9 protein-coding genes are annotated in these 17,925 nt (G+C 52.4%); all 9 read left to right on the forward strand.

From position 1 onward, the window contains the following. Window positions 1–192 precede the first annotated feature (192 nt). The 9 genes from IPF95_01615 (at window position 193) to IPF95_01655 (ending at window position 17,911) form a co-directional block, all read left to right on the forward strand. The gene (locus IPF95_01615) at window positions 193–4,128 is read left to right on the forward strand and encodes a T9SS type A sorting domain-containing protein (protein MBK6473391.1); all 3,936 of its coding nucleotides are present in this window, start codon (window positions 193–195) and stop codon (window positions 4,126–4,128) included. 716 nt (window positions 4,129–4,844) lie between these two features. After that, complete coding sequence (locus tag IPF95_01620) at window positions 4,845–8,330, forward strand: hypothetical protein (GenBank protein ID MBK6473392.1); 3,486 nt, start codon at window positions 4,845–4,847, stop codon at window positions 8,328–8,330. A 35-nt stretch (window positions 8,331–8,365) separates the two neighbouring features. After that, a complete protein-coding gene (locus tag IPF95_01625) occupies window positions 8,366–9,028 on the forward strand; it encodes a hypothetical protein (protein MBK6473393.1) in 663 nt (220 codons plus the stop codon). Beyond that, window positions 8,968–9,597, forward strand: a complete 630-nt coding sequence (locus tag IPF95_01630; protein ID MBK6473394.1) for a T9SS type A sorting domain-containing protein — start codon at window positions 8,968–8,970, stop codon at window positions 9,595–9,597. Before IPF95_01625 ends, IPF95_01630 begins: the two co-directional genes overlap by 61 nt. Before the next feature lie 518 nt (window positions 9,598–10,115). Further along, window positions 10,116–13,598, forward strand: coding sequence for a hypothetical protein (locus tag IPF95_01635; GenBank protein MBK6473395.1), 3,483 nt, complete (start codon window positions 10,116–10,118; stop codon window positions 13,596–13,598). A gap of 54 nt (window positions 13,599–13,652) precedes the next feature. Further along, complete coding sequence (locus tag IPF95_01640) at window positions 13,653–14,495, forward strand: hypothetical protein (protein ID MBK6473396.1); 843 nt, start codon at window positions 13,653–13,655, stop codon at window positions 14,493–14,495. Between the two features lie 2 nt (window positions 14,496–14,497). Continuing rightward, window positions 14,498–14,731 (forward strand): T9SS type A sorting domain-containing protein, encoded by a 234-nt coding sequence (locus tag IPF95_01645; GenBank protein MBK6473397.1) that lies wholly within the window; start codon window positions 14,498–14,500, stop codon window positions 14,729–14,731. A 727-nt stretch (window positions 14,732–15,458) separates the two neighbouring features. Continuing rightward, window positions 15,459–16,343 (forward strand): hypothetical protein, encoded by an 885-nt coding sequence (locus IPF95_01650; GenBank protein ID MBK6473398.1) that lies wholly within the window; start codon window positions 15,459–15,461, stop codon window positions 16,341–16,343. 167 nt (window positions 16,344–16,510) lie between these two features. Next, window positions 16,511–17,911, forward strand: a complete 1,401-nt coding sequence (locus tag IPF95_01655; protein ID MBK6473399.1) for a hypothetical protein — start codon at window positions 16,511–16,513, stop codon at window positions 17,909–17,911. The last annotated feature ends 14 nt before the right edge of the window (window positions 17,912–17,925 follow it).

Consider the following 17,925-nt stretch of genomic DNA (forward strand, 5'->3'; position numbering starts at 1 on the left):
GCATGACGAATAAAATTAGTGCCAACTCAAAACCAAGCTCCCTTGGATCATCGTTCAGCTTCTATTAGCACACCTTACGCGCCATCGGATATTCGATTGGCATCATGGAAGTTCATTTTACTAAGTCCTCCTTGTAGGGTTGATATCCCTTGTCGTCCGTTTCATTTAAAAAAAACAACCAAAACCCAAAGAATGAAGAATACAAACTCTAGTAATCCACTGTGGCGGCGAACGTCGCGGTGGGCAAGAACAGGTGGCCTTATTGGCGGCCTCCTTATAGCACAGATCGGTTCCGCACAACAATGTTTGGTCGGTGGGTGCACATATGGTGCCAACCAATACCCGGGTGCTGATCAAATGTCTACAAGCGCTACATTCTCAACTGTCGCGACTGATAACTATGCCGGTGAGAACGGGCGGTATGCCGTTACGAGTGGCGAGACCTATGAATGGTCAGTCCGTACGAATGAAGGTGGTAATGCCCCTTATGATTCGCAATTGACCCTCTTCAGCGATGATGGTGCTACCACGTATTGCTACAGTGATGATGTAGGCGGCGACGATGGATACATCAGTTGGACAGCGACCTATACTGGTTTTGCCCGTGTGCAGATAAACGTTTACAACTGTCTCACGAACAGCACCAATACCACGCTGAGGTGGCGTTGTGTGACTTGTGGCCCGGCTCCTTTCTGCGGCGATCTGATCTGCAACGGAGCTGAAACAACGGCTACTTGTCCAGGTGATTGCCCACCTATTCCGGGATCATGTGATGCTCCGGTAGTTCTGACCAACGGTGTACCCCTCATTGGCGAAACCACTTGTGGGTCCGGTGTATTGTTGCCGGACAACGCATGTAGCGCATCCTACGATGCGGACGCTGCTCCTAATGAGGCCATGGTGTATTCCTATACTACAGGTGCAACTGCAGAGGACATTACCGTGCTGATGTCCAACATTACCAGTACTTACTCTGGTCTGTCCATGATATCCGGCACTTGTAACTCAGCTGGAGCCACTTGCCTCGGATTCGTAGGTAATGGTGGAACCACAGACCGGTCGTTCACGGCCGTTGGTGTACCAGCTGCGACCACGGTACACATTTATGTAACGACATGGCCTGCGCCAGACTGCGTAGCCAGTTATGACCTCGTACTTAACGCAGGTGCTCCTGCGGTTTGCGGTAACGCGATCTGTGAAGGTCCTGAGAATTTCGCTAACTGCCCTGGTGATTGCCCTGCAGCGCCCGGTCAGGATTGTACTACGGCAATTGATGTAAGCGCCGGTGGAACATTCAATAGCGGTGCATTCAATGGCGTCTATGAAGCCTTTGAGACCTGTTTTTCTGGTACGCCAGCTGCTGCGCGTTGGTTCGTTTATTCGGCTACAGCTGATGGAGATCTTAATGTATCTTCCTATGGTATCGGTGGAACGGATAGTGAACTCGCGGTTGGTACCGGTACTTGTGGCTCACTGACCCAAGTTGCCTGCAGTGAAGACTTTGCTGGATCTCCGTATGAATCAGAAGTCCAACTTGCTGTTACGAATGGAACGGACTACTATATTATGTGGGGCAACTATTACAGTAGCACCCCATTCAATTTCAACGTAACCTTTATCCCAGCTGGTGCAGTTTGCGGTAATTCGGTCTGTGAAGGAGGCGAGAATTTCGCTAACTGCCCGGGTGATTGCCCAGCTGCTCCTGGTGAGGATTGTTCTTCTGCCATTGATGTAAGCGCCGGCGGAACATTCAATAGCGCTGCTATTAATGGCGTCTACGAGGGGTTCGAGAATTGTATGGCAAGTGCACCGGATAAGGCACGTTGGTTCGTTTATTCGGCTACCACTAACGGAAGTCTTAATGTCTCTTCTTACGGGATCGGTGGAACGGATAGCCAAGTCGCTGTTGGAACCGGAACGTGTGGTTCGTTGACCCAAGTGGCTTGTAATGACGACTTTGCTGGTTTCCCGTATGAATCAGAAGTTGAATTCGCTGTCACTTCAGGAACGGATTACTACATCATGTGGGGAAATGGATACAGTAGCGCCGCATTCAACTTCAATGTGACTTTTGTACCTCCGCCTGTTTGTGTAGCACCTGCTGCAACACGCACAATTGTGCCGAACTGCCCTACAGGATTCGCTATCGACGTGAATGTGACCAGTTTGGGTATGACTTTAGCGGCACCTGCAACAAGCGCAACGATCGCGTATGACTTGAACAGCGTTCCACAGACCCCGGTAACCGTTTTCACTACCGGCATTGAAACCCTTACCGGCTTTGTCGATGGTGACCTGATCGACAATATCGTTGTACAACATGAAAGCAATGCTACTTGCGACTACGCGGGCTTGGCCTCTGTCACTTACACGTGCCCACCACCGCCACCTGCCAATGACGCGTGTGCGAATGCCATACCACTTGATTGCAACACCCTAGTGACCGGCACCACGACCAGTGCTACTTTAGAAACACCTGCACCCGCATTCTGCGGAACCGGTCTTACGGCTCCTGGAGTTTGGTATACTGTTGCTGGTTTTGACGGTCCTATGTTCGCGACACTTTGTGGTGCTACAGCCTATGATTCCAGGATCAACGTTTACTCAGGTTCATGCGGAGCATGGGTTTGTGTTGGTGGAAATGATGACAACTTCAGTTGTACTAGTAACACCGCCTCAAGCCGCCTTGAGTGGACCGGGTCTTCCGCTAATACATACTACATCCTTGTTCAAGGATATAGCAGTGCGACCGGTGATTTCGATCTGTTCGTAGGTTGCGGAAGCAACAACAATTCCTGCCCGGATAACGGTCTTTCAATTCAGTTCCAGACCGATGCTTCTCCATTCGAGACCACCTGGGATCTCTTGGACGCTACTGGTCAATATGTTATAGCTAGCGGCGGTCCTTTGGCTGCTCCTGGAGCATTGCTAGAGGAATTCGCTTGCGTACCTGATGGTTGCTACCAGTTCCGCGTGAAAGATAGCGGTGGTAATGGTATGAGTTCCGGTGGATATGTTGTACGTACCCAAGGAAACTATATTCGCATCATCGACGACGCGAACAACTTCAGCAGTGGTTCCACAAGCCAAGCCAGCGGGTCATTCTGCTTACCTATGGGTACTACGGATCTGTTATATTCCAGCTGCGATAAGTACTTCTGGGCAACCGGTGAATACATTGTTTGCAACGAAGATGCTGCTGTTGCTGCTGACTGGAACGGTGGTGGACCTGCCGGTGCGGACTCCGGATACGATTTCTGGTTCTACAACCCGAATGGTGGTTACAGCTATGTGCGTTCACGTCGACACAATGTGTCCGACAACTTTGCGAACGTAGGTTCTAGCCGTACATGCCATATGAAGGTCAATAACTGGGCGGCTGCGAACCACATTCCTGATGGAGTGTTGATGAACGTACGTATTCGTTCTGTTGTGAACGGTGTTGCAGGTGCTTATGGTCCAGCTTGCCGCTTTACACGTGATGAAGCTACGGCCGCTTGCCCTCCAACCTTGCTGTTCGACGTACCAGGATTCCCACAGTTCTATAGCTGCGGTGTGAACCGTAACTTCGTGAGCAGTACAGCGAACCGCTTGTACGCTCGCCCTATAGCTGGTGCTACGCAGTACCGCTTCACCTTCGACAATGCTGAGTTGGCATCGCCGATCGTTCGCGTAGCGAATAACTACTACTTGAGCTTGGGTTGGTCCATTGGTGTTGCTCCACCATTGGTTGCAGGACAGACGTATGACGTAACTGTTGAAGCATTCAAAGGAGGTAACTGGTGCATTCCAGGTAATGTGTGTCTTGTTACCATCAATAACCCAGTAGCTGGTGGTCAACAGAACGTTGCTTTGGACGGTGGATCCGCATTGAACATGTGGCCTAACCCGAATAACGGTGATGTGCTGAACATGAGCCTGCTGGTTGCTGATCCATTCATCACTTCTGTGAGCATGGACATCTTCGACCTCAGCGGCAAGCGTATGATCGCACGTACTGTTGGTATCCAGGATGGTCTTATCAACACGACCATTGACCTGAACGGCGACCTCGCTGATGGTATGTACATGGTAAAAGTTACTGCTGGTGATGAAGTATTCACACAACGTGTGGTGATCCAGAAGTAAGCTGAATAACCTACGATCCCAGGATCGTTAACGAACATGACCCCCGTACCGAAAGGTGCGGGGGTTCTTGTTTTATAGTGTTCTGATCCACATCCTTCCGTTCCCGGAATCGATCTCTAATTCTCTGCTAAGCGTTTAAGTTCCCTGGCGAATGGGTTTCGATCCTCGCTATCCACGCATTGAGCATAGCGTTGAAAAGGAGCGAAGGATGAGTGGTCCCGGCTCACTTCTACTAGCGTATTGCAAGTGCATTGTTCCGTATCCAAGAGACGCAGAAGCAACCATCAGCATGTTTGTTCCTCATATCATACCTGAAATTGTGAATATTGGTGGTATCACTTTATTTATCCACAATACTTGATCCGCGTAGTAAAAACAACCTACATTAGCTTGCTATAACTGCCTTTTCAGTCTAGGAACGGGGTCGAAATAGCATGACGAATGCTGTTCTATATTGATGCAATACCCCTCTCCCTTGGACTACTTTTTCGATTCTTACTTCACTTTTCCGCATCGCATCCCAATAGGGGTTGGTGTGTGTGTTCTACTAAGTCCTCATTTCCGGGCTAATTCTCTTTTCGTCACTTTCATTTAAGATCCAGACCCAAACGAATGATGCAGAATAGGAACTCGAATAACCCATTGCGATGTTGGCCATCGATGGAAAGATCACGAACCAAAAACCTTGCCTTTTACCCAACCCAAAACACACGATCATGAATTCTAAATACTCTTGGTACAGCCCGCTCCACATGGTGCGCAAGCTGTCAGGCATCCTCGCGCTCTGCGCGATAGGTGTATTGTGGACAACCACAGCACAAGCACAGATCGCTTTGATAACGGCCAGCGATGGCGGATTCGAGAGCGGAACATCAACACTGGCAGCGAACGGCTGGACAGGGGTGAATGCCACTTCGGTTACATGGTTCACGGGAACCGCAGCAGGGGCTGCTACAGGCACCAAAGCTGCATTCGTAGGATCGAGTTCGACGACTTATATTGGGTCCACCACTGCAGTGATCAAGCACTTCTACCGGGATATCGCTATTCCGTCAGGAGCGACGCAGGTGTATCTCAACTACAAGTTGAAGATGCCTATCATTGATAATAATTATGACTACTTCTATATCTACACGAACACCACGGCGCAGACTCCTGTTTCGGGCACCCTACCCGCAGGAACCGTGCGTGCGACATACACCACCCCGTTGCTCACCGGTTTCACTGCGCGACCACAGATCGATCTGACCGCCTTGGCGGGCACCACGGTCCGCTTGGTCTTCACATACAAAACCGACGGGTCTTCCCCGTACGCGAATCCAGCAGTGGATGACATTACGCTCACGTATGTCGCGGCGCCAGCGGGCTGCACCGGCACCTCGCAGTATCCGTTCTCGGCCATTTCCGCTCCCGCACCGGGGGCAGGGGCGTACACGATCTCGTCGGCCCAACAATTGGATGGTGAATACAACCAAATGACCGGTGCTGTTGCCGGCCATACGTTCATGTCCGAGGCGACCGCGGCAGGCACCTATATCACCGTGCGCGCAAGTACATTCAACGGCGCATTGGTGAGTTCTGGTACGACACCGCTGAATTGGACCGCCACGGCAGGTGGCACCTACTACATCACCTACCACACCAACTCGTCGTGCGGCACTTCTTCGGCCTACACCATCACTAAGATCACGAACACCACGGTCGCAAGCGGCTGCACCAACACGTCTGCTTTCGGTTCCTTTGCGGCACCAGCGCCGGGTGCAGGGCCGTACCAGATCGCCACCAATCAATACCAGTCTGAGTACAACACGATGACCGGTGCCGTAGCCGGCCACACGTTCACCTCCACGGGGAGCATTGCAGGGACCTACATCACCGTACATGCAGGAACGTACAACGGAACAATAGTCGCTGCGGGCACCACGCCGTTGAATTGGACGGCAGCGGCGGGCGGCAGCTACTATATCCACTACAACACGAACTCGTCGTGCGGCACTGCATCGACCGGCATGACCTCCACGATCACGAACACCACGGTCGGAAGCGGCTGCACCAACACCACGGCGTACGGTTCCTTTACCGCACCCGCACCGGGAGCTGGGGCGTACACCATCTCATCGGCCCAATACCAATCGGAATACAACACGATGACCGGTGCCGTAGCCGGCCACACGTTCACCTCCACAGGGAGCATTGCAGGGACCTACATCACCGTACATGCAGGAACGTACAACGGAACAATAGTCGCTGCGGGCACCACACCGTTGAATTGGACGGCAGCGGCGGGCGGCAGCTACTATATCCACTACAACACGAACTCGTCGTGCGGCACTGCATCGACCGGCATGACCTCCACCATTACGAACACGACGGCCGCGGCAAACAATGATCTGGTGTGCGACGCCACAGCAGTCACCTGCGGCAGTACCACGGCCGGCACTACAGTGGGCTTTACCACGACAGGCACCTACGAAGGCACCACCACCTGCGGGGTGGCGCAATCCTACCCCGGGGCGTGGTACTCCATTGTGGGCAACGGCCAGGACATGGTCGCCAGCCTCTGTGCAACCTCGTGGGACAGTAGGATCTCCATCTATTCCGGCACCTGTACCTCCCTCGTCTGCGTCGGCGGTACAGACGATAACGGACCGGCCTGTTCAGGAACCTCGGCCAGTTATGGCTGGACTTCCACCAATGGGGTGACCTATTACATCAAGGTATATGGGTATAGCAGCAACAGTACCTTCTCCCTGAACGTTACCTGCTCATCCCCTGCACCCGCCAACGATGCTTGCGCGAACGCGATCAACGTGAATGCCTATCCGTACACGAGCGCGGTCATCAGCAACGCCAATGCAACGGACGATGTCCCCACCTCTACTTGCTCCGGCCCCAACAAGAACGTATGGTGGAAGGTGAGCGGCGTGTGCGGCACGATGTCCGCAAAGACCTGCACCGGCCTCACGAATTTCGATACGGAGATGGCCGTATTCAGTGGTAGCTGTGGCGCTTTCACCGAGGTAACCTGCAATGATGACGGGGGGCCGGCTTGTTCTAGTCCCCAATCCAGTGTTTCCTGGACGGCCACGCAAGGCACCTTCTATTACATCTCCGTGGGTTCCTATTATGGATCAGGGCCGACGGGGAACCTACAATTGAACGTGACCGTGGAGGATGGCGATGGTGATGGCGTAGGCGATGCCTGCGACAACTGCGTGAGCACCTCGAATGCCTCCCAAGCCAATGCTGACGGTGATTCCGCTGGCGATGCCTGCGAACTGTGCGACAACGACCCCAACAAGCTCGCTCCGGGGGTCTGTGGTTGCGGCGTGGCCGATGTGCCTACTACGTACTATGCGGATGACGATAGCGATGGATTCGGCGACGCTGGTTCACCACTGGCCGGTTACACATGCATAGTTCCTTCAGGATACGTAGCCGATAACAGTGACTGCGATGATACCCAATTGCTGTATACGGATAATGATGGTGATGGCTTCGGAACAGGTTCGCCTGTAGCCTGTGGTGTTGCCGACAATACGGATTGTGATGATGCAGCCCTTTTGCATGCGGATGTTGATGGTGATGGATTCGGAGCAGCTGCCAATGCAGCATGCGGGATCGCGGATAACAGTGATTGTGATGATACCCAGTTGCTGTATGCCGATAATGATGGAGATGGCTTCGGAGCGGGTACTCCGGTGGCTTGCGGTGTAGCTGATAACACCGATTGCGACGACACCCAGAACCTCTATGCCGACGGTGATGGGGATGGATTCGGAGCAGGTGCTCCGGTTGCTTGCGGTGTGGCGGACAACAGTGATTGCAACGATGCGCAACTTCAATATGCTGATAACGATGGTGACGGTTTCGGAGCAGGTACACCGGTTGCCTGCGGAGTAGCGGACAATAGCGACTGCGACGACACCCAGAACCTGTATGCCGATACCGACGGTGATGGCTACGGAGCAGGTGCTCCGGTAGCATGTGGCGTGGACAATGATGACGATAGTTGCCCTGGTGATTTCGGGATCATTGGAAGTGCTTGTGACGCTGGTCCTGGATATGTGCTCGGTGCATTGGACTCAAATTGCGATTGTGTCGGTGTACTATGCAGTGAGGACCTCACGCTGGACATTACCATGCCTGCTTTCGGTACATTACCGACCTGGAACTGCTTGAAGATGCAACCGACATTCTAGTACAAAGCGGGGGCGGAGGTTTCGCTAACCCTGGGGTGAATCAACAATTCACCTGCTTGCCGGATGGTAAATTCAGGTTGGTCATGGGTGGTGTTCCAGCTGGAGGTTCCTACATGCTACGCACCAGTGGAAACCCTGGAACGCGGATCATTGATAACATTACTACGGTCGCTGGAACAACCTCAGTGACACCGTATAACACTACGCCTGCTGCACTTAGTTCCAATGGAGCCGTGCAGGTACCGGTTGGTCCTAACGACCTGCTTTTCACAAGTTGTGATAAGCCATTCTGGGTATCCGGTGAATATGTTGTGTGCAACGAAGATCCAGACGTAGCGGCTGAATGGGTGCCGAACGGCCCCAGTAACGTGCAACCAACGACCACAGGCTATGACTTCTGGTTCTACAACCCGAACGGTGGATACAGTTACATCCGCCAGCGCAGGCACAATGTGTCGGACAACTTCGCGAACATAGGCTCTGCACGTACGTGCCACATGAAAGTGAACAACTGGGCCACAGCTAACCATATCCCGGACGGCGTGAAGCTCAACGTTCGTGTGCGTGCTGTAGTGAACAATGTTCCTGCGAACTGGGGTCCTGCTTGTCGCTTTGTAAGGGATGAGGCCTTGGCCGCGTGCCGCCTACGAAATTGTTCGATGTGCCGGGGTTCCCACAGTTCTATAGCTGTGGTGTAACACGCCAGTTCGTGAACAATACAGCGAACCGCATCTATGCACGACCCGTTTCCGGTGCGAATAAGTACAAGTTCACCTTCTCCAGTGGTGAGGGCACGTTCTCTCGCGTGACCAACTACTACTACGTGAATTTAGGTTGGTCCGGTCTACCAACACTGACCGTGAGCGCGACATACGAGGTTACCGTGCAAGCATCAATGAACAATGGCGCAAGCTATTGTGTTGTTGGGGATGTCTGTCTGGTAACAATTGTTCCTACTGCGATCGGCGGAAGCCAGAATGCAGCGTTGGACAACAATGGTACTGCGGCATTGAACCTATGGCCGAACCCGAATAACGGGGATGTGTTGAATATGAGCCTGCACATTACGGATCCGTTCATTAGCACGGTGAGCATGGACATCTTCGACCTAAGTGGTAAGCGCATGATCGCACGTACTGTTGCTATCCAGGATGGCCTTATCAACACCACCATTGACCTCAACGGCGACCTTGCTGATGGTATGTACGTGGTAAAAGTTACTGCTGGTGATGAAGTCTTCACACAACGTGTGGTGATCCAGAAGTAAGCTGAATAAAGTACGATCCCAGGATCGTTAACGAACATGACCCCCGTACCGAAAGGTGCGGGGGTTCTTGTTTGGTGCCGTTGGCCTGCATTGCTTCAATCGCATTACATCTATCCATGATCTGAATATTTCTTACATCTCTATCTATCCGCTCTTCCTTTCTTGACATTATTTCATTCTGATCGGTGATCTGGCTTCAAAGTATCCGGATCGAACACGCCTGAATTTATTCATGCTCGGACTTTATGATCAATATTTCAATGTATTCGTGTAGCATGGATAGATCAAGTTGCCCATTGATGTAACATTCCGTCAGACCAGTGAGTATAAAATCATCAATGATCAGTTATGTGATGCAAAAAATCGGATTCCATTTGACAAACCTTCAGAACCACAGAAATTAATTCCTCGATGATCTACTACTGAACGCCGTTATAAAAACGACGTCTGTCGTAAAATAAATTGAACGAAAAACCACAATCAAGCAAAATTTAGACTCCTAAACCAACACATCATCCATGAAGTTCAGCTCTCCCACATTAACAGGGCTTGTTAACCCCTTACGAGCGGTCATCGCATTGCTCGTTCTCACAACATCTTCGCTCCTCTGGGGCCAAGTCGCCACACAGTATTCGTGGTCACAATCCACAGGCACTTACTCGGCTATGGGCGCGGCCGGTGTCAACGCATTGTTCAGTGACGCGTGGGACGATAGCGATGTCACCTACACATTACCGTTCACATTCAACTACGACGAGACCGCGTACACAAAGATCCGGATCTCCAGTAACGGGTTCTTCGTGTTCGGCACATCGATCAGCGATAACAACAGTGGCGGGGCATATGTCAGTAACTCCGACAACTCGGGTGAATTCCTTGGTGGAAACGTGACACAATTCGGTGTTGCAGGATTCAACGCCGATCTGATCGAACGTACCTACAGCACATTTTCAGGGACCCGCACAAACGGCACCCCGACCATTACCGGAGCAACCACGACGAACATTCGCGTAGGAATGCGCTTGAGTGGTTCCGGTATCCCGAACAATGCGGTGATCACGAACATCTCAGGTACCACAGTAACACTTAGTGCAAATGCCACAGCAAGTGGATCAACGACACTGACCCCTCGGGGAAACGCGATCGTGACAACCACGGGCACAAGCCCGAACCGTACCGTTGTGGTGCAGTATACCAGGGTGGCACGTGAGAATTTCACAGGCTCGGATGACATTAGCTTCCAGATCTTGCTTAATGAAGGTGGTGGAAACGCGGCGAACCAAACGGTACAAGTGGTCTTTGGTACTGTAACGACTTCGAGCAGTAGCACAAGCGAAAACCCTCAAGTTGGGATCCGTACCACGATATCGGACTACAATAGTAGAACCTCAACAACCAGTGCGAACTGGCAAGGAACCACCGCATCAACATCCAATTCGAACACGATCCGTTTCAGCAGTTCACGAGCTCCCACAACAGGTTTGACCTATACATGGACCCCTGATTACTGCACAGGCACACCTACCGCGGGCAGCATTGGAGGAACTTCTCCACTCTGCACAGGCACCGGTACCACGTTGACCTTGACAGGTAATTCTACTGGTGGTTATGGATTGAGCACTGCATGGTCCTATGGCACAGTGAATGGTGGGCCATACCCAACATCGGCCGGCTCTGGAAATAGCCTCTCAACGGGAACCTTGACGGCCACACGCTACTATGTCGCCACCACCACCTGTTCGAACGGAGGTGCTTCAGCAACTACATCTCAATTCGCCGTGGTGGTGAACTCGAATCCGACTACCTCGAATGCTGGCGCTGACCAGACCGTATGCATTCTATTCGGAGCCACATTGGCCGCAAATGCACCAAGCTCAGGCACGGGTACTTGGACGATCCAAACGGTAAATGGTGGTGCAACGAACAACATCTCACAATTCAGTAGCACTAGTGCGAACAATGCCACCTTCACTCCGATCACTGCTGGTGTTTATACGTTGCGCTGGACGATCGCTAATTCGCCATGCACCAGTTCAACTAATGATATGGTACTGACGGTTAGGGCCAGCCCTACCACAGCAAATGCTGGACCGACCCAAAGCATCTGTACTAACCCTGGATCCGCAACAATGGCCGGCAATACGATCACAAGCGGTGCGGGTTCTTGGAGTTTGGTAAGTGGTCCTAGTGGCGTTGCCATCACAACCGCTTCTTCACCGACGACCTCCATTACCGGGATGACAACGGCGGGTACTTATACCTTACGTTGGACCGCTACGAATAGCCCTTGCTCGCCTTCGACGGATGATGTGTTGGTCGTCGTAACTTCCCCATCTGTTGTTATTACCGGAAGTTATGGCCCATTGTGTGCAAATGATGGTCCAATTGCTTTGAACGGCACACCTATCGGTGGTACATGGAGCGGAACCGGTGTTACCGGGAATAATTTCGACCCGAGTGCTGGCACCCAAACCATCACATACACACATACGAACGGCCCGTGTACAACCGCCGAGAATACAACCATCATTGTCAACCCTGCACCAGGAGCCCCGACCATAAATATGGCTACCTATGCGATATGCCAGAATACTACAGTACCCGGAGGACAAGGACTAAGTGCATCGTGTGCACCAATAGCGGAGCAAAGTAGCAACGCATTTCCTGGATCCAATTTCATCAGCGAAGGGACTACGATCACAACGCGTGCTACTGTAACAATACCAGCCTTACCTCCTGGAGCAGTTGTTACAGGAGCCCGACTAAAATTGTTCAACGTGGTAGCTGCTTCGAATTTCATCAGTGCGCAGAGACAAAATATCAGAGTAGCACTTTCTGGCGCATACACGCTGGTTGAGACGCAACTTACAACCACAACCGGACCTGGAACAGTGAGTCCTGATCCCGTAATTACACTTGCAAGCTTCCCGATCGGTGGTGGTACGATCAACATTCGTACGCGGCAGACGACGGACAATTTCTTCACCAGTCCGGATGCCGTTATTGGCGGCGCGTTGATCGAAGTTGAGTATGCGTTGCCTACCGATGTGAGGTGGTATACTGCGTCAACGAACGGAACGTTGGTACATACTGGCGAACTGTTGGACCCTGTTGGTGTTGGTGCTGTGAATGCTTCAACACCCGGCACCACGTCTTTATATGCAACATGCGCATACAATGCCTGCGAGAACGTCAGGTTACAAACAACATTCGATGTAATAGCAGCTCCGATCGCAGGCGGCAATAATACCGTAACGCTATGTAGCGTGGATGCTCCTGCGAATATTGGAGTCCTTTTGGGCGCACATGATGCAGGTTCTTGGAGTGGCCCCAGTGCCGTTATCGGTGACCTGTATGATCCTGTGACCATGGATCAAGGTGCTTATGTATACACTGTGACCGGCACTGCACCTTGTGCAAATACAACAGCGACCATTATGGTAACCGAGACCCCGGCATCCACTTGGTATGCGGATTCCGATGGTGACAGCTTTGGCAACCCGGGTGATTCGCAGCTAGCATGTGTACAACCCGTTGGTTATGTAGCAGACAACAGCGATTGCGACGACACCCAGAACCTGTATGCTGATGGCGACGGTGACGGATACGGTGCGGGCGTGCCTATAGCTTGTGGTGTTGCGAACAACGCTGATGATTGCCCTACGGTATTCGGCGCAGTCGGTGGTGCTTGCGATGCTGGACCAGCCTTCGTGCTTGGTGAGTTGAATGCTAGCTGCGCCTGTGTGGGTGTTGCTTGCACGACCAACTTGAATCTGGATGTGACCATGCCGGCCTTTGGTACACTACCTACTTGGCAATTACGTGATGCTGGCACCAACCTGCTCGTACAGAGCGGTGGTGGCGGATTCGGTTTCGCTGGTATCAACCCAACGACCACATGCTTGCCTGATGGAACCTTCAAACTGATCGTGAATGGTATGCCTTCAGGTGGTGCTTATGTATTGCGCACCAGCGGTAACTACGAGCACACGCATCATTGATAGCAAACCGCGACCAACGGAAGTACACAGGTTATCGAGTTCAACACCACACCTATGATCCTGAGTTCAACAGGAGCTGTGCACATCCCAGTAGGACCAGCGGAGCTTCTTTTCACAAGCTGCGACAAACCATTTTGGAAAGCAGGTGAATACGTTGTTGTGAATGAAGATGCTGATGTTGCCGCGACCTGGGTGCCTAACGCTCCCAATAGCGCGCAATCCGCAACTTCCGGTTACGACTTCTGGATCTACAACCCGAACGGTGGATACAGTTACATTCGTCAGCGTCGCAATAACGTATCGGACAACTTCGGTGCTGTTGGTTCTGCACGCACGTGCCACATGAAAGTGAACAACTGGGCTAGTGCGAGCCATATCCCGAACAATGTGAAAATGAACATTCGTGTTCGTGCTGTAGTGAACAATGTACCGAAGAACTGGGGACCAGCATGCCGTTTCGTACGTGACGAGGCCTTGGCCATCTGCCCTCCAACAAAACTCTTCGATGTACCAGGATTCCCTCAGTTCTATAGCTGTGGTGTAACCCGTGCTTTCACTTCGAACGCAACGGACAGGCTCTATTCACGTCCAGTAACTGGTGCTAACAAATACAAATTCACCATCACCAGTGCCGAGTTGGCAACGCCTATCGTAAAGATCGTAAGCACCTACTACCTGAACTTGGGATGGACATCTGGGCCGCTCATGAATGATGGTGAGACCTATGATGTAACCGTACAAGCCTCCTTCAATAATGGTGCTTCATATTGTATTGTAGGTGAAATTTGCTTGGTGACCATCAACAACAATGCGATCGCTGGCCAACAGAACATTGCGTTGAATGAAAAAGGTTCCGCATTGAACCTATGGCCGAACCCGAACAACGGTGATCGTTGAACATGAGCCTGCATTGCAGACCAGATTCGTTCATTAGCACGGTGAGCATGGACATCTTCGACCTTAGCGGTAAGCGCATGATCGCGCGCACTGTTGGCATCCAGGATGGCCTTATCAACACCACCATTGATCTCTCCCGCAGTTCTGCGGGAGGCGACCTTGCTGATGGTATGTACGTGGTAAAAGTTACTGCTGGCGATGAAGTCTTCACACAACGTATGGTGATCCAGAAGTAAGGATAAACTTTCGATCTTCGGTTCGTAGCAAATTCAAAGACCCCCGTGCCGAAAGGTGCGGGGGTTCTTGTTATGGGCCAGGTGCTGATCGGATCAACTCTGTTCCCGGAACCGATCTCTGATCCAGTAGTACATGCTCATGGTTCCCAACGTATGGATCCGACTCTCGCTATCCACGTATTGCGCATCACACCGAAACGGACGGATCACCGAATGATGCTGGCTCGCTTAACATAGCGTATATCAAAGTTCATTGTTGCGTGGCCAAAAGACGCATTGGCAACCAACAGCATGTCGGTTCGTCCAATCCTGTCGTACTGAATTTATGAATATTGGTGGCTTCAATTATTTTATTCACAATACTTGACTTGGGCGGCGAGACCATATACTTTAGCATCGCTGTACGTGCATTTTCAGTCGACCAATAAGGTGAAAAAGGATGACGAACGCAGTTTTAATTGATCATAAAAAACACGCTCCCTTGGACTTCATTCTTGACTCTTCCATCCCTTCTTTACTGACCACGATCCTGGATGCATCCAGGGCGTGTTTTTCCAATAAGTCCTCGTTATGGGCTAATTCCCTTTACGTCACTTTCCCGTAGTAAAAAAGCAAACGAATGACACATAACAAGAACTCAACATCCATTCGGACGGTGAACGTCCAGATGGAGGAAAAGCTCAGATCTACTCTCCTAGTCTTTAACACAAACCAAAACCCAAAATCAATGAAGCATAACTACACTTGGAATAGACCGCTCCGCGCGGTGCGAAAGCTGGCGGGCATTCTCACGCTGAGCGCGATCGGTGCGTTGTTCACGACGAATGCGGATGCCCAGTACTGCAATACCGCGACCTCGAACGATGCGATCACAGTGACCACGGTCAGCCAGAATACGGCCTCATATAGCAGCGGTCGAAGGGCGTTCAACTTTACCACGGTGGCCGGGCGCACTTACACCTTCGCCACCTGTGGGCTCACCTCAAGCGATACGTACCTGCGTTTGTACTCAACAGGCAACGGCGGTACGCAACTCGCATTCAACGACGATGGGTGTGGTACGCAATCGACGTTCAGCTATACTGAGACCGTTAATTCCACCCGCTCCATACTGGTGACAAGGTACACATCCGGAAATCCTACGTGCACGGTTCTGAATGCTGCCACACGTGTGAGCTACTACTACACCGCGCCAGCTCCGCCAGCTCCGTGTTTCACCGCACCGAATGGCGAATATCCAACAGGTGCCCAATCGGTCGTTTGTGATGGCGTCCCGCACGATGTGTCCTTGGCCTGCGGTTATGCCGGCGAATACACCACCATGAACCTCACCTCGGGCGTACTCTACACCTTCACCAGCAGTGTGGCCTCGGATTGGATCGCGTCGACAACAGTGCTGGTACCGTCGGTTACGCTTTCGGTACGGGCCGGTGAATTACACCCCTACTACTTCGACCACTTACCGTTTCTATACGCACACCAGTTCTGGTTGTGGTGCGGAGAGCGTTTGCCGGATCCGATACGTGCAGTGCAGCGCTCCACCTGCCCCATGCGCCGCACCGACCACCGCACCTTACACTATTTGCCAAGGAGGATCCGTACCAAATGGTGAAGGACTTACGGGAACCGTTTGCGCGGAGTCCACACTTGCGTTCGGCTCAGTTCTCGCCTTCCCCAGTGCGCCCTTCGAGAGCGATGGCACCACACCCATTCTGCAAAGCACCTTGACCGTGCCCGCGTTGCCCACAGGCGGCTGTAGTGACAGGCGTGCGGTTCATCTTGACCAACATCACGGCAACGGGTGGGTCCTACCTGAGCGAGATCCGATTGGACGTTAGCGGCTTGATCACCGGTACCGGTGTCGCTATTCCAGGTGCTGCTGCGGCTTCCGGGAATATACCATCACACACCTTTACTATTGCTGGTCCCTTCCCCGGCTGGGAAAACGGTGGCAGCATTGCCGTTTCAATGTATGAGAGCTTTAACGATGCTGTTGTGCCTGATGCGACCATCGCGAGCATGAGCCTTGAACTAGATTACACCATGCCCACCCCGGTCTGGTTCGCTGCCTCAACGGGTGGCGCTCCCGTGGGTGGCGGTGTGGTCTTCGACCCGGTAACTGCCGGCGCAGTGGACGCGAACACACCGGGTAACACCACGTTCTATGCGCAGTGCGATCTGGATAACTGCATCGGCACATTACGTGCTCCGGCGGTCTTCACCGTCACTGCTACTCCTTCAGCGAGCATCAGCTATAATGGTTCACCCTATTGCAGCGATGCAGGTACCGCTACAGTGACCTTCTCGGGAACCACTGGTGGCACATACACGGGCACGGCGGGCTTAGTGATCAACGGTTCCACGGGTGATGTGGATCTCGATGCCAGCACGGCGGTTGCCCATACGGTAACCTACACGGTTGCTCCGGCAGGTGGTTGCGCACAATACCAGACCACGGCGGGCATCACCATCACGGATGCTCCTTCGGCGAGTATCAGTTATGCTGGTTCACCCTATTGCAGCGATGCAGGTACCGCTACGGTTACCTTCTCGGGAACCACTGGTGGCACATACACGGGCACTGCGGGCTTGGTGATCAATGGCTCCACGGGTGATGTGGACCTCGCTGCCAGCACGGCGGTTGCGCATACGGTCACCTACACGGTTGCCCCGGCAGATGGTTGCGCCCAATACCAGACCACGGCGGGCATCACCATCACCCCCACACAGACGTACTATGCTGATTTAGATGGTGATGGCTTTGGTGATCCGAACGACGCGGTGGATGCGTGCACCCCACCCGCAGGATACATTGCCGACAATAGCGATTGTGATGACACTCAGAACCTTTACGCTGATACGGACGGGGATGGTTACGGAGCAGGTGCGCCAGTAGCGTGTGGAGTAGACAATAATGATGATGATTGTCCTACTACATTCGGGATCGTCGGAAGTGCTTGCGATGCTGGTCCTGGATTTGTTCTGGGTCAATTGAATGCAAGCTGTAATTGTGTCGGTGTGCAGTGCACCACGGACCTTACCTTGGATATCACAATGCCTGCGTTCGGCACATTACCGACATGGGAATTACGTGAAGATGCAACCAACATTCTGGTACAGAACGGTGGCGGCGGATTCGCGAACCCTAGGTATCAATCAGCAGTTCACCTGTTTGCCTGATGGTAAATTCAGGT

It is taken from the genome of Flavobacteriales bacterium (assembly GCA_016704485.1).
Lineage (GTDB): Bacteria > Bacteroidota > Bacteroidia > Flavobacteriales_F > PHOS-HE28 > PHOS-HE28.

Bases quoted from the DNA above. Each gene is read 5' to 3' on its own strand.
- IPF95_01615 (MBK6473391.1), top strand. From the start codon at position 193: ATGAAGAATACAAACTCTAGTAATCCACTGTGGCGGCGAACGTCGCGG.
- IPF95_01635 (MBK6473395.1), top strand. From the start codon at position 10,116: ATGAAGTTCAGCTCTCCCACATTAACAGGGCTTGTTAACCCCTTACGA.
- IPF95_01620 (MBK6473392.1), top strand. From the start codon at position 4,845: ATGAATTCTAAATACTCTTGGTACAGCCCGCTCCACATGGTGCGCAAG.
- IPF95_01640 (MBK6473396.1), top strand. From the start codon at position 13,653: ATGATCCTGAGTTCAACAGGAGCTGTGCACATCCCAGTAGGACCAGCG.
- IPF95_01645 (MBK6473397.1), top strand. From the start codon at position 14,498: ATGAGCCTGCATTGCAGACCAGATTCGTTCATTAGCACGGTGAGCATG.
- IPF95_01650 (MBK6473398.1), top strand. From the start codon at position 15,459: ATGAAGCATAACTACACTTGGAATAGACCGCTCCGCGCGGTGCGAAAG.